We start from the raw sequence: 13,710 nt of genomic DNA, 5'->3' as shown, positions 1-13,710 counted from the left end.
CCGCTCAGGCGTTCTCGTACATCGAGCCGATCAGCCCGTCGAACTCGCGCTCCACCACGGGCCGCTTCAGCTTCAGGCTGGGCGTGAGGTCGCCGTGCTCCACGTCCAGCTCGCGCGGCAGCAGCTGGAACTTCTTCACCGTCTGCCAGCGCTGGAGCGTCCCGTTCAGCTCCTGCACGTACCCGTCGATCAGCTGCCGCGTGCGCTCGTGCGCCACCACCTCGGCGTAGCCGCCGCCGATGCCCGCCTCCTCGGCCCAGCCGAGGATCGCCGCCTCGTCCAGCGCGATCAGCGCGGAACAGTACTTACGGCCCGCGCCGATCACGATCATCGTCGAGGCATAGGGGCACACCGCCTTGAAACGGCCCTCGATCTCCGTGGGCGCCACGTACTTGCCGCCCGAGGTCTTGAACAGGTCCTTCTTCCGGTCCGTGATGCGCAGGTAGCCGTCGTCCGACAGCTCGCCGATGTCGCCGGTGTGGAACCAGCCGTCGGTCCCGAGGACCGCCTCGGTCTGCTCCGGCAGCCCGTGATAGCCCTGCATGATGCCGGGGCCGCGCAGCAGGATCTCGCCGTCGTCGGCGATCTTGACCTCGTTGCCCGGCAGGGACTTGCCGACGGTCCCGGTGCGGTAGGCGGCGCGCGGGTTGCAGAAGCTGGCCGCCGCGGACTCCGTCAGGCCGTAGCCCTCCAGGATCGGGATGCCCGCGCCGCAGAAGAAGTAGCCGATCTCCGGGGTGAGCGCCGCGGAGCCGGACACGCACACCTGCATGCGCCCGCCGAAGGCGGCGCGCAGCTTGGCGTACACCAGCCGGTCGGCGACGCGGTGGCGCGCCGCGAGCCCGGCGGGGACGGTGGCCTTGCCGGTGCGCCGGAAGTTCTCCTGGGAGACCTGGGCGTACTCGCGGGCGATGCCGGCCGCCCAGTTGAAGATCTTGAAGCGCAGCGCGCCGCCCGCCTTGGCCTTGGCCGCGACGCCGTTGTAGACGCGCTCGTAAATGCGCGGCACCCCGCACATCAGGCTCGGCCGCACGACCGGCAGGTTCTCGATGATCTTGTCGATGCGCCCGTCGACGGCCATCACGTGCCCGATCTGGACGTGCGCGGCGAGCAGTACCTTCCCGAAGACGTGCGCGAGCGGCAGCCACAGGTACTGCACGCCGTCCGGCCGTTCCAGGTCGATGGCCTCTATCGCCAGGCCCATGTACGACCAGGTGTCCTGGCTGAGCCGCACGCCCTTGGGGCGGCCGGTGGTGCCCGAGGTGTAGATGAGCGTGGCCAGCTGGTCGGGACGCAGCGCCGCGACGGTGTCGGTGACGCAGTCCGGGTTCTTCTCCAGGTGGGCGGCCCCGCGTTCCGCCAGGTCGGCGAGCGAGAGGACCCAGCCCTCCGGGTCGCCCTCGGCGGGCACCGCGTCCGCCGCCTCGATCACCACCACGTGCGCGAGGCCGGGCAGCTCGGCCCGCCGTTCGCGGGCCTTGGCCAGCTGCGCCGCGTCCTCGGCGATCAGGACGCGGCTGCCGGAGTCGGCGAGGATGTACGCGGTCTCCTCGGCGTTGGTCTGCGGGTACACCGTGGTGGTGGCCGCGCCCGCGCAGATGATGCCGAGGTCGGCGAGTATCCAGTCCACACGCGTCGTGGACGCGATCGCCACCCGCTCCTCCGGCCGCACCCCGAGGTCCATCAGTCCCGCCGCTATGGCGTAGACGCGCTGCGCGGACTGCGCCCACGTGTAGCTGCGCCAGTCGTCGGGACCGTCCCCCGCGGAGGGCACCGGGTAGCGGAACGCCTCGCGGTCCGGGGTGGCGGCGACCCGGTCGAGGAACAGGTTGGCCACGGACGGCGGGCGTTCCGCGATCGAGCGGGTCGGGGTCTGCTTCTCGCTCACGACTTCCTCCGGGTGCCGCACTGCAACGGGGGTCAGGGGTCACCGGGGTAACTCGTCAGTAACCGCCGGGTGGCGATCAGACTAAAGGGCCCGGCCCTCGCACGTAAGGGGCCTATTTCTTGTTCTTCGCCTCGCCGCCGTCGGAGTCGGAGGAAAGTGCCGCGATGAACGCCTCCTGGGGCACCTCGACCCGCCCCACCATCTTCATGCGCTTCTTTCCCTCCTTCTGCTTCTCCAGCAGCTTCCGCTTGCGGGAGATGTCGCCCCCGTAGCACTTGGACAGCACGTCCTTGCGGATCGCACGCACCGTCTCCCTGGCGATCACCCGTGAGCCGATCGCGGCCTGGATCGGCACCTCGAACTGCTGCCGTGGAATCAGCTCCCTCAGCTTCCCGGCCATCTTCACGCCGTACGCGTACGCCTTGTCCTTGTGGACGATCGCCGAGAACGCGTCGACCTTGTCGCCGTGCAGCAGGATGTCGACCTTCACCAGCGCGGCGGCCTGTTCGCCGGTCGGCTCGTAGTCGAGCGAGGCGTAGCCGCGGGTCTTGGACTTCAGCGCGTCGAAGAAGTCGAAGACGATCTCCGCGAGCGGCAGCGTGTAGCGCAGCTCGACCCGCTCCTCCGAGAGGTAGTCCATCCCCTGCATGGCCCCGCGCCTGGCCTGGCACAGCTCCATGATCGCGCCGATGAACTCGGTGGGGGCGATGAGCGTGGCCCTGACCACCGGCTCGCGGACCTCCGCGATCTTCCCCACGGGGAACTCGCTCGGGTTCGTCACCGTGTGCTCCGAGCCGTCCTCCATGGTCACCTGGTAGACCACATTGGGCGCGGTGGCGATCAGATCGAGACCGAACTCGCGCTCCAGACGTTCACGGATGACCTCCAGGTGCAGCAGCCCCAGGAAGCCGACGCGGAAGCCGAAGCCGAGCGCCACCGAGGTCTCCGGCTCGTAGACCAGCGCCGCGTCGTTCAGCTGGAGCTTCTCCAGCGCGTCGCGCAGCGCCGGGTAGTCCGAGCCGTCGATGGGATACAGGCCGGAGAACACCATGGGCCGCGGGTCCTTGTAGCCGCCCAGCGGCTCGGTCGCGCCGTTCCGCTGCCAGGTGACCGTGTCGCCCACCTTCGACTGCCGCACGTCCTTCACGCCCGTGATGAGGTAGCCGACCTCGCCGACGGCGATGCCGTCGGAGGGCGTCATCTCCGGGGAGTTGACGCCGATCTCCAGCAGCTCGTGGGTGGCGCCCGTGGACATCATCTGAATGCGCTCGCGCCGGCCGAGCCGCCCGTCGACGACCTTCACGTAGGTGACGACGCCGCGGTACGCGTCGTACACGGAGTCGAAGATCATGGCGCGGGCGGGCGCGTCCGCGTCGCCGACCGGCGCCGGAACCTGGCGGATCACCTCGTCGAGCAGCTCGGGAACGCCGTCCCCGGTCTTGGCGGAGACGCGCAGCACGTCGTCCGGATCGCAGCCGATGAGGTGCGCCAGCTCCGCGGCGAACTTGTCGGGCTGGGCGGCGGGCAGGTCGATCTTGTTGAGCACGGGGATGATCGTCAGGTCGTTCTCCATCGCCAGGTAGAGATTGGCGAGGGTCTGCGCCTCGATGCCCTGGGCCGCGTCGACGAGGAGGATGCAGCCCTCGCACGCGGCGAGGGACCGGGAGACCTCGTAGGTGAAGTCGACGTGCCCCGGCGTATCGATCATGTTGAGCACGTGCGGGGTCCCGTCGGACGCCCACGGCATCCGGACCGCCTGGGACTTGATCGTGATGCCCCGCTCGCGCTCGATGTCCATGCGGTCGAGATACTGGGCACGCATCTGGCGCTGCTCGACCACGCCGGTCAGCTGAAGCATCCGGTCGGCGAGCGTCGACTTGCCGTGGTCGATGTGCGCGATGATGCAGAAGTTGCGGATGAGAGCCGGCTCGGTGCGGCTCGGCTCCGGCGCGTTCGAAGAGATCGCGGGCACGCGTGGTCCTGTCGGGTCATGGCGGTGGGTCGCTTGGTCGCCCCCATGGTCCCATGCGGACGGCCCCGCTCCCCGATTGGGAGCAGGGCGCGGGCCGCTGGTACGCTGGCCCACTGTGTCCCGTTCGGACACCCATCATCTCAACCGCACTGAGAAGGCTCATTCGTGGCGAACATCAAGTCCCAGATCAAGCGGATCAAGACCAACGAGAAGGCCAGGCAGCGTAACCAGGCCATCAAGTCCGAGGTCAAGACCGCCGTCCGGCGCGCCCGCGAGGCCGCTGCCGCCGGTGACTACGAGCAGGCCGAGGCCGCCCGCTCGGCCGCGGCCCGCAAGCTCGACAAGGCCGTGAGCAAGGGCGTGCTGCACCGCAACAACGCGGCGAACAAGAAGTCCGCGCTGGCCGCCCAGGTCAACGCGCTCAAGGGCTGACCACTCCCGTACCCGGCCCGGCTCCCGCGGCCCCTCTCTCCGCACCGGCCGGTACGGCACGGGCACCGCGCTGATCCCAACGTTCGCCACGACGGGTGCGGTGCCTGACCATACGTCCAGGGCCCCTGGCCGCCTCCCCGGCGGCCGGGGGTTCTGCCTTTTCCGGTGCGTGCGCTGGCTTTTCTGTGCGCCCGGCGACCCGAAAGCGACTGGGGGCGGCCGGTCGGAGACGGTAGGTTAACGGCATGTCGATACCGGGGGGGTCGTCGAACCCCTACCAGCAGCCGCCCTACGGGGCGGCCCCCGCGGCCTACGGATACGCGCAGGGCCCGGCCGGGTTCGGACCGATGGTGCCGCCGCAGCCTGGCCCGCCGCCGCGCGGCGGCGGGATGCCCGGCTGGCTCTACGGCGTCGGCGGGGTGCTGGTGACCTCGGCGGCCTGGGGCGGTGTCCTGTTCGCGACCGGGGCGATCGGCTCCGACGACGCGGCCGACCTGGCCGGATACCGGTTCGAGGCCGACCTGTGCGGCACGGCGGACATGGCCGCCTTCGAGGCGGACTACCAGCCGTACGAGGACGACGAGCCGACCTCGCAGGCCGCGCAGACCGAGGTCCTCGACCTAAGCAAGTGCGAGTTCACCCTGGAGCCGGCCGGCGCCGGCTCGGACAGCTACTACAGCGCCTACATGATGTACGAGCTGAGCTGGCACAAGGGAACGGACCCGGCCCCCGAGTTCGCGGCGAGGGCCGAGGCGTACGAGCAGTACAACGAGGCCGACGGCTACTACGACTACCGGACGGAGCCACTGGCGGACCTGGGCGAAGAAGCGTTCATCATCTTCGGCGAGGACGCCCTCAGCGGCGACCTGACCTGGGCCCGCGTCATCGTGCGGGACGGCTGGTTCGAGTACTCACTGACCTGGAACGCCTACCTCGGCGACGATCCCGACGGCCTCGCCGAGGAGGACCGGGTGCGGGACATGCTGCGCGACGCCACCGAGGAGACGCTGGCTGCCCTGCGCGACGGGACCGGCGAGGGCGGCGGTCCAGACGGCGGTGTCGATGGCGGTGTCGACGGCGGGCAGGACGGCAACGATGACGGCGGCACCGAGGAGCCGGACGACGACGGCGGAAGCCGGGGCGGCCCGGGAGAGCCAGAAGCGGTCTGAGCGCGGGAGGCCGGCTGCCGCCGTCGGCAACCGCCGCGCGCCCTCACGTCAACGGGAGCGCGCCGCCCCCGCGATGGCGACCACGGCCTTCTCCAGCGCGTACGCCGGGTCGTCGCCGCCGCCCTTGACGGCCGCGTCCGCGTCCGCCACGGCGCGCAGCGCGAGCGCCACACCGTTCGCCGACCAGCCGCGCATCTGCTGCCTGACCCGGTCGATCTTCCACGGCGGCATGCCCAGCTCCCTTGCCAGGTCGCCCGGCCGCATCCCGCCGGGCGCCGAGGCCAGCTTGCCGATGGCACGCACGCCCTGCGCCAGCGCACTCGTGACGAGCACCGGCGCGACCCCCGTGGCGAGCGCCCAGCGCAGCGCCTCCAGCGCGTCCGCGGTGCGGCCCTCGACGGCCCGGTCGGCGACGGTGAAGCTGGACGCCTCCGCACGACCCGTGTAGTAACGGGCCACCACCGCCTCGTCGATGGCCTCCGGCACGTCGGCGGCCAGCTGCGTGCAGGCCGAGGCCAGCTCGCGCAGGTCGCTGCCGATCGCGTCGACCAGCGCCTGGCAGGCGGCGGGCGTGGCGCTGCGTCCCGCCGCGCGGAACTCGGCCCGCACGAACGCCAGCCGCTCCGCCGGCTTGGTCATCTTCGGGCAGGCGTACTCGCTCGCCCCCGCCTTGCGCGCCGCGTCGAGCAGCCCCTTGCCCTTCGCGCCGCCCGCATGCAGCAGCACCAGCGTGATCTCCTCCGCGGGCGCGGCCAGATACGCCTTGATCTCCTTGACGATGTCGGCGGGCAGATCCTGCGCGGCCCGCACGACCACCACCTTGCGCTCGGCGAACAACGAGGGGCTGGTCAGCTCGGCCAGCGTGCCGGGCTGGAGCGCGCCGGGCGCCAGATCGCGTACGTCGGTGTCCGGGTCCGCGGCCCGCGCGGCAGCGATCACCTGCTGCACGGCGCGGTCGAGCAGCAGCTCCTCCTGCCCCACGGCCAGGGCGAACGCCCCGGGGGGCCCGCCGTCGGACACGGTGGTTGTGGCAGCCATGCGCACCAGCATCCCACGCGCCTGTGACAGCCTGGCCCCATGCAACACGTTCTGGTGCTGCCCGACCGCGAGGCCGCGGACGACGTGGCGGCGGAAGTGGCCGACCGCCTCGGCCTGCCCGAGGAGCCGCGGCCGGTCCGGGACGCCCTGGCGGGCGAGGACGACGCCGAGGACGCCCAGTGGCTCGTGGTTCTCGACACCCCACCGGCCGGCTGGCCCCCGGCCACCCTCGCCGCACTGGCCGCCCTGGCCGAGGAGTACGAGGGCTGGCTCGAACGCGCCTGAGGCGTTCCGCGGGGGCGACCGGGCGTGGCGCATTCCTACTGCCAGGTAAAAATCATGGACGCCCCTTCTTGCGTTCCGCGCCTCCTCGCGGGTCAATGAACATCGCGCGATAAGCAGCAAGTTCGAGCAGAGTTCGACATGCCGGCGGAGGCCGGTACGGGACGTGCACGCCCGTACGCGATCCGGCCGCCGCGGGCACCCGGCATCGCACGCACACGGGCGCACCCCCGCGCGCCGCAGTCCCCCCAGCACCGCCCCCGGGGCACGGTGGAGCTCCGCCACGCCCCGGTCCACCCGTGCACCCGTGCACAGCGGCGAGCGGAAGTAAGACGACTCCCCCACACCGAAAGGCAGTTCCCATGCGACGCAGCAAGCTCGGAATCGGTCTCGTGACGACCACCGCGGCCCTGGCCACGGGCGCGCTCGCCCTGGCCCCCACCGCCATCGCGGTGGAGCCGACGACCGCGACGGTATCGGCCGACTGTGGTTCGTACGGCTCCGGCGAGGCCACGCTCGTGGCCACGCAGGACGGCACGTCGGCGACCATCACCGTGACCTCCTCGGCCGTCACGGCGCCCATCGCCGTCCCGGCGGGCACGGTCGACTCCACGCTCACGCTGACGCTGAACGGCAGCGGGACGACGACGTTCACCGGGAACGACAACCCGGCGATGGCGGCCGGTGACGATGTGACGACCGGCCCGCTGAGCGGGACGGTCGCCGCGGGCGACGTGCTCGAAGTGGAATCCCTGGAGTTCACGGCCCTGGGGCTCATCACGGTGAACTGCACCGCGACCTCGCCGCAGTCGCCGGGACCGTTCGAGTTCTGACGGCGGACGGATGTCAGGGGTGCGGCGGCCGGATGGCCGCCGCACCGGCGTTCAGCGCACTCAGGCGTGGCTCCGCGTCCAGCTCGATCCCGAAGTGGGTGCGGTAGGCGTCCAGAACGGCGGCCTCGTCCGGCAGCTCCGTCGCCTCGCGCCCGCCCGCGGTCGTCACCTTCAGCGTTCGCCCGCTGAGCGTGACCCGGCCCTCCTCGGTGAGCCGGGAGCACACAAGGGAGCGGGTGAAATGCGAGAGCGGCGAGGTCCTGTGGTACCAGCAGGTGGCCTCGAAATCGGCGAGCACACGCGGCCGTTGTTCGATGACCAGCTGCGGCTTGCCGTCCCGCAGCAGCTCCAGGTCGCCGTCCGCCGTCTCCGCCAGCCGGAACGTTCCCGCCGGATCGGTCTGTTCGTCCCGGCTGTCGTAGCGCAGCGGGTGGTGCGCGTGGTCGCCGAAGCCGACGTCCGCGAGCCACGGCTCGGTCAGCCCCGCGCCGGTGACGAGGAGCACGAGGTGGTCGTAGGGCAGCCCCGGGCCCCCGTCCGCGACGACCCGGCCGCTGAGCGGCGTCACGGCGAAGCCGAGGCCGCGCAGGAGCGCGGCGAACGCGCCGTTGAGCTGATAGCAGATGCCGCCGCGCCGCCGGTCGACCACCTGCTCGTGGACGGCCGCGTCGGTGAGGGCCATCTCCTCGCCGAGGTGAATCGACAGGTTTTCGAAGGGCACCGCGTGCAGGTGCCGCATCTGAAGCCCCCGCAGGGCCTCCGCGTCGGCGACCGCGGGGTGTCCGGCCCGGATGCGGCGGAGGTAGGCGGCGATGCGTCCGTCGTTCATCAGTCAATCGTGACACGGGTGTGGACCTAGGTCGTGCGGCCTATGGCCTGGTCAGCGGCCTGGTACTAGCGTGACGTGCATGGCGAGCGAGAAGGCCGCGGCGCGCGACGGCGCGCAACGCAAACAGGACGTGCTGGCGCGGCTGGCGGAGGACATCGACCTGTGGGTGTCCACCTCGGGCCCGGACGGCGACACGTGCCTGGTGCCGCTGTCGTTCGTGTGGCACGAGGGCGTTCTCGTGGTCACCACGCGGGAGACCAACCCGACAACGGTCAACGCCCGCAGGACCGGCCGCGCGACGCTTGCCCTCGGCCACACCAGGGACGTGGTGATCATCGACGCGGAGGCCGAGGTCGTGGCGAACGACCGGATCGGCGCCGAGGAAGGCGACCACTTCGCGGAGAAGCTCTCCTGGGACGTCAGGGGCCGACCCGCCTGGACGTTCATCCGCTTCCACCCGCGCACGGTACGCGCCTGGCGCGAGGTCAACGAGATCCCGGACCGCCACCTGATGCGAGACGGCACCTGGCTCGTCTGACCGCCCCTACCCGACGGCCGCGCCCAGGAACACCCGCCACGCATGAGCGGATACGACCACTACCGAGCCGGGCGTCTTGCTGTCCCAACTCCCCCGGCTTGAAAAGCGTCTGTCCCCCATTCCCGGATCTCCTGTGGACCCGTGTTCGCTACCTTACCTACCGTGACTGACACGCGTGGCGGAACGGCTACCGGAGCTTGCGGCCCGTCGGCCTTCCGGCGTGTGCCCAGCGGGACAGCCGCGTCCGGGGGTGCACAGGAGGGCGGGTGGGCGCGGCGGGATCGGAAGTGACACTTCCGTTCAGACCGCTGACTCGACGTGGGCCGCCGGTTCGGTGGTGGGCAGTTCGCGCAGGCGGGGGATCGGGGAGGGGAGTATCCACAGCAGGCCGAGTACGGCGCCGGCGGTGCCGATCCACAGGCTCGGGCGCAGTCCGATGGCGGTGCCGAGTGCGCCGCCCGCGAGGGCGCCGAGCGGGCGGAAGCCGTGGTTGAGCATGCGGTAGGCGCCGGTGACGCGGGCGCGCAACTCGTGCGGGATCAGGGCCATCTGGAGAGAGCCGAGGGTGATGTCGACGAGCATCACGCCGAAGCAGGACAGGAATTCGGCCGTGCCGAGCATCGCGATCACCAGGGGCTGCGGGCCGTCGGCGAGCGGTATGAGCATCAGCGGCACGGTGAAACCGGCGGCGCCGAGGACCGCGGTGGGTCCGACCCCCAGGCGCCGCACCACGCGGCCGGTGAGGGCGGCGCCCAGCAGGCCGCCGACGGCGCCGAGGCCGAGCACGAGACCCAGAACACCGGGGCTGAGGCCGAGTTCCGTGGTGGCGTAGAGCACGAACAGGGTGTGGAAGATGAAGTTGAAGAACTGGAGGGTGCCGGACGCGGCGAACATCGACCGCATGTACGGGTTGTTCAGCACCCAGCGCAGGCCCTCGGTGAAGTAGCCCTTGGCGGGCGCGGCGGGCGGCGGCTCCACCGGGTGGACGCGGGCGAGGAAACCGGCGGACGCCAGGTAGGCCAGGCCGGTGGCGATCAGCGCGATCGGGGCGGTCAGGATCTGAACGAGGATGCCGCCGGCGCTCGGCCCGCCGACGTTGGCCATGGCACGGCTCCCGTTCAGCAGCGACTGGCCCTGTACGAAACGGTCGGCGGGGACGAGCGAGACGAAGAGCGTCACGTTGCAGACGTCGAACAACACCGTCAGCGCCCCGATGCCCGCGGCGACGCAGTACATCTGCGCGAGGGTCAGCACCCCCAGGAGGTGGGCGAGCGGCACGGAGGCGATCAGCGCGGCGCGGCCGAGGTCGGTGGCGATCATGACGTGGCGGCGCCTGGTCCTGCGGTCGGCCCAGGCCCCGGCGGGCAGGGAGAGCAGCAGGGCGGGCAGCAGCTCCACGGTCTTGAGCAGCCCCATCTGCGCGGCGTCGGCGTCCAGGATGAGGACGGCGGCGAGCGGCAGCGCGATGAGGGATATCTGATCGCCGGCCAGCGAGATGGACTGGCCCGTCCAGTAGCGGCGGAACGGCCGCCCCCGCAGCAGCCCGGGCACGTGCCGACCGAACCGGCTCACCTGGGGTCCCCGCCGTAGTCGCCCTCCTGACGGGCGTAGGCAATGCGCAGGAACTCGACCGGCAGCGCCCCCTCGGGCCGCCGCGCGGGATCGGCCCGGTCGGCGTACTTGTCGAGGAGCGCCGTGATGTCCGTCCGCAGCTCCTTCAGCTCGGCGGGCAGCAGGAAGAGCACCTCGTCGCTGAACTCCTCGGCCTCCTGCCATTCGCGCGGCAGCGTGCCGCGCGTCTCGATGGCCCGGAGGACACGCTCGAACCACGTTTCGGCCACCATGGTGCTCAGCGCGGTGCTCGCCTCGGCGACGGCGGGATCGTCCGAGTGGTCGGGCCACGAGGTGTAACGGGCCGTGGCCCGCCACGGCTTCTGCCGACCGGTGCCGCTCTCGTCCTCCTCCACCAGTCCGTGCTTGGCCAGCATCCGCAGGTGGTAGGAGCAGCTGGCCACGGACTGGCCGGTGAGCTGGGCGGCCTCGGTCGCGGTCAGCGGCCCCCGCAGGCGGAGCAGCCCCACCAACTGCATGCGGGTGGGATGGCTGTAGGCGCGCAACGCCTTCGGGTCGGTGAGACGGACGTGTGACTGCGCGAACGGCCCGGCACTCGGCTCCGGGGCGGCGGGCTCGTTGTCGTTCTCCATGCCCGCGACGATAGCTATAACAAGAAAGCTTTAGCAAGGTATCTTTAGCAACCTTCCTTTAGCAAATTGGCTTTACATGGGCGCCTCACGGGCGGTACCGCGCGGCCCCTCGGCCGTCGAGGCGACGGCCAGCGCGCCGTGCGCGTCCGTCCGCAGCACCGCCGCCCCGGCTCGGGACAGGGCCGCGAGGGTGCGCGGAGCGGGGTGGCCGTACCGGTTGTCCGCGCCGCAGCTGACCAGGGCGATCCGCGGTCGCAGCCGGTCGAGCAGCGGCTGGTGCTGCGCCGCCGACCCGTGGTGCGCCACCTTCAGCACGTCCACCCGCGGCAGACCGGGGCGCTCGGCCAGTAGCCGCTCCTGCGCCGGTGGCTCCAGATCACCCGGCAGGAACACCGTCAGCTTCCCGGCCCGCACCAGCAGCGTGACGCTCGCGTCGTTGGCCCCGAGCCCGGCGGCGCTCGCGCCCGCGGGCGGCCACAACACCTCCCAGCTCAGCCCCTCCCCGAGGCGGCGCCGCTCCCCCGGCACCGCGGTGAGCACCGGCACCCCCGCGTCGGCGGCCGCCCGCGCCACGAACTCCGCCTGCTCCGGCGGGTCCCGCACGGCCGTGGTCTGGACGGCGCCGACCGAACGCCCCCGCAGCACGCCGGACAGTCCCGAGACATGATCGGCGTGGTAGTGGCTCAGGATCACCAGCGGCACTTCCCGCACCCCGAGATCCCGCAGGCACCGGTCCACGGCCGCCGGCTCGGGGCCCGCGTCGACCACCAGCGCCCGGCCGGGACCCGCCGCAAGCACCAGCGCGTCACCCTGGCCCACGTCACACGCCACGACCCGCCAGCCCGGCGGCGGCCAGCCGGTCAGCACCCGCACCAACGGCGGCGGGCGCAGCACGGCGAGCAGGAGCAGCAGCACGCAGACCGCCGCCGTGACCGGACGGCCGGGCAGCCGCCGCGCCAGCGTCACCGCGGCGACGGTGGCGCCCGCGAGCAGCGCAGCCCCCCACCAGCCGCCCGGCCAGTCCAGCTCGGCCCCGGGCAGCGCCGCGCCGGTGCGGGCCACGGCCGCGATCCAGCGCACCGGCCAGCTCGCGATCAGGACCAGCACTTCGGCCACGCCCGGCGCCGGCAGCGCCAGGGCCATCGCCGCCCAGCCGAGCACGATGACGGGGGCGACGGCGAACCCCGCCAGCAGGTTGCACGGGATGGCGACCAGGCTGGTGGTCTCCGCGAACACGGTGACCACCGGGGCGCACACCAACTGGGCCGCCCCCGCGGCGGCCAGCGCCTCGGCCGGCCACCGCGGCACTCCGCGGCGGCACAGCGCCAGGCTCCAGACCGGGGCGACGGTCAGCAGCGCACCCGTCGCCAGCACCGACAGCAGGAAGCCGAACGACCGCGCCAGGGACGGGTCGTACAGGATCAGCAGGAGCGCCGCGGCGGCCAGGGCGGGCAGCAGCGAACGGCGTCGCCCGGTGGCCAGGGCGAGCAGCAGAATGCCAGCGCAGACGGCGGCGCGCAGGACGCTGGGATCGGGGCGGCACACCAGGACGAAGCCCACCACGAGCACCCCGCCGGCCAGCGCCGTGCTCCGCAGCGGTATGCCGAGCCGGGCCGCGAGCCCGCCCCGCTCGGCCCGGGACGCGGTGCCGGGGCTGCCGATGAGCAGGCCGAGCACGATGGCCACCTGACTGCCGCTGACCGCGACGAGGTGCGTCAGCCCGGTGGCCTGGACAGCCTCCTCCAGGTCGGCCGGTACGCCGGAGTCGTCGCCGATGACGAGCGCGGGCAACAGCACCCGGGCATCGCCCGGCAGACCCGCCGCGGCCTCGCGCAGCCCGGCCCGCAGCCGCCCGGCGAACCGCTGGACCGCACTCGGCCCGCCCGTCACCGCGGGCAGCCCCTCATCCCGCACCCGCAGCACGGACGCCAGCTCCCAGGCGCGTCCCGGCATCGGCGGCGCGGCGCGCGCGGTGGTCCGCAGGCGTGTCGAGGGCAGCAACGACAGCCATGGCGCCGCCCGTTCGCCCTGGACGACGACCAGGACCCGGCTGCGCAGGCTCCGCACCCCGCCGTCGGCCGCGTGCAGCCGCACGACCTGAGCCGGCAGCAGCACCGGGCGCGGTGCGTCTTCCGCGACGCCTGCCCGCCGCGCGGCCAGGACCGGATCGCCGGTGACCTCGACCTCCACGTCGACCCGCTGCCCGGCCAGGCCGGGCAGCGGCCCGGCCCTGGCCGCCGCCGCGTGCAGCCCCGCGACCGCACCGCCCGCGGCGGCGCACAGCAGCGCCATCGCCACGGCCGCCGCGAGCCGACGGCCCGGCCGGTGCAGCCGCCACAGCAGAGCTGATCCCGCGACGAGCAGGCAGCCCACGACGCCGAGGGCGACCGGCCGTCCCGGGGCGTCGAGGGCCAGGGCGGCGGCCACCCAGGCCGCGGCGGCGGCCGGAACGAGACGCAGATCCGCCGGTGCCGCCCGCCGCTCCCCCGCGCGCCCCGGCCGCCCGGCCCGTGCGGCCGGGATCG

General features: G+C 72.6%; 12 protein-coding genes. 5 read left to right on the top strand and 7 right to left on the bottom strand.

What is annotated here, in order from left to right; all coding sequences use genetic code 11:
* Nucleotides 1-4: 4 nt before the first annotated feature.
* Together STBA_RS25730 and lepA are read right to left on the bottom strand one after the other, a co-directional pair.
* A complete protein-coding gene (locus tag STBA_RS25730) occupies nucleotides 5-1,888 on the bottom strand; it encodes an AMP-dependent synthetase/ligase (RefSeq protein WP_077061491.1) in 1,884 nt (627 codons plus the stop codon).
* A 112-nt stretch (nucleotides 1,889-2,000) separates the two neighbouring features.
* A complete protein-coding gene (gene lepA / locus STBA_RS25725; RefSeq protein WP_077061490.1) occupies nucleotides 2,001-3,860 on the bottom strand; it encodes a translation elongation factor 4 in 1,860 nt (619 codons plus the stop codon).
* A gap of 165 nt (nucleotides 3,861-4,025) precedes the next feature.
* Between lepA and rpsT the strand changes: the two genes are divergently transcribed.
* Together rpsT and STBA_RS38010 are read left to right on the top strand one after the other, a co-directional pair.
* Nucleotides 4,026-4,292: a 30S ribosomal protein S20 gene (gene rpsT / locus STBA_RS25720; protein WP_077061489.1), complete on the top strand. Its 267-nt coding sequence runs from the start codon at nucleotides 4,026-4,028 to the stop codon at nucleotides 4,290-4,292.
* Nucleotides 4,293-4,537: 245 nt separating this feature from the next.
* Entirely contained in the window at nucleotides 4,538-5,461 is a 924-nt protein-coding gene (locus STBA_RS38010) for a hypothetical protein (protein WP_077061488.1), read from the top strand.
* A gap of 48 nt (nucleotides 5,462-5,509) precedes the next feature.
* On the opposite strand, the gene holA is transcribed toward STBA_RS38010, so the two are convergent.
* On the bottom strand, nucleotides 5,510-6,499 hold the full coding sequence (gene holA / locus STBA_RS25710; protein ID WP_077063595.1) for a DNA polymerase III subunit delta: 990 nt from the start codon (nucleotides 6,497-6,499) through the stop codon (nucleotides 5,510-5,512).
* Nucleotides 6,500-6,538: 39 nt separating this feature from the next.
* Here holA and STBA_RS25705 point away from each other — a divergent pair, with 39 nt between their 5' ends.
* Both STBA_RS25705 and STBA_RS25700 read left to right on the top strand, forming a co-directional pair.
* Nucleotides 6,539-6,784 carry a hypothetical protein gene (locus STBA_RS25705; protein WP_077061487.1) on the top strand — a complete coding sequence of 82 codons (246 nt, stop codon included), beginning with the start codon at nucleotides 6,539-6,541 and terminating at the stop codon, nucleotides 6,782-6,784.
* 359 nt (nucleotides 6,785-7,143) lie between these two features.
* Nucleotides 7,144-7,614: a hypothetical protein gene (locus STBA_RS25700; protein WP_077061486.1), complete on the top strand. Its 471-nt coding sequence runs from the start codon at nucleotides 7,144-7,146 to the stop codon at nucleotides 7,612-7,614.
* 13 nt (nucleotides 7,615-7,627) lie between these two features.
* On the opposite strand, the gene STBA_RS25695 is transcribed toward STBA_RS25700, so the two are convergent.
* Complete coding sequence (locus STBA_RS25695) at nucleotides 7,628-8,443, bottom strand: arylamine N-acetyltransferase (RefSeq protein WP_077061485.1); 816 nt, start codon at nucleotides 8,441-8,443, stop codon at nucleotides 7,628-7,630.
* A gap of 79 nt (nucleotides 8,444-8,522) precedes the next feature.
* On the opposite strand from STBA_RS25695, the gene STBA_RS25690 reads away from it, so the two are divergent.
* Nucleotides 8,523-8,981, top strand: a complete 459-nt coding sequence (locus tag STBA_RS25690) for a pyridoxamine 5'-phosphate oxidase (protein ID WP_077061484.1) — start codon at nucleotides 8,523-8,525, stop codon at nucleotides 8,979-8,981.
* Nucleotides 8,982-9,281: 300 nt separating this feature from the next.
* Here the strand turns inward: STBA_RS25690 and STBA_RS25685 are convergent, their stop codons facing one another.
* From STBA_RS25685 to STBA_RS25675, 3 genes are all read right to left on the bottom strand, one after another.
* Entirely contained in the window at nucleotides 9,282-10,553 is a 1,272-nt protein-coding gene (locus tag STBA_RS25685) for an MFS transporter (protein WP_077061483.1), read from the bottom strand.
* Complete coding sequence (locus tag STBA_RS25680; RefSeq protein WP_079252168.1) at nucleotides 10,550-11,185, bottom strand: helix-turn-helix domain-containing protein; 636 nt, start codon at nucleotides 11,183-11,185, stop codon at nucleotides 10,550-10,552. Before STBA_RS25680 ends, STBA_RS25685 begins: the two co-directional genes overlap by 4 nt.
* Nucleotides 11,186-11,257: 72 nt before the next feature.
* Nucleotides 11,258-13,708, bottom strand: coding sequence for a ComEC/Rec2 family competence protein (locus STBA_RS25675; RefSeq protein WP_077063593.1), 2,451 nt, complete (start codon nucleotides 13,706-13,708; stop codon nucleotides 11,258-11,260).
* Between the last annotated feature and the right edge of the window lie 2 nt (nucleotides 13,709-13,710).

The organism is Streptomyces sp. MP131-18, from assembly GCF_001984575.1.
In the GTDB taxonomy this organism is placed as follows: Bacteria; Actinomycetota; Actinomycetes; order Streptomycetales; family Streptomycetaceae; genus Streptomyces; species Streptomyces johnsoniae.
Note: the sequence above shows the minus strand (reverse complement) of the source record. Positions and strands in the feature narration are given on the sequence as shown.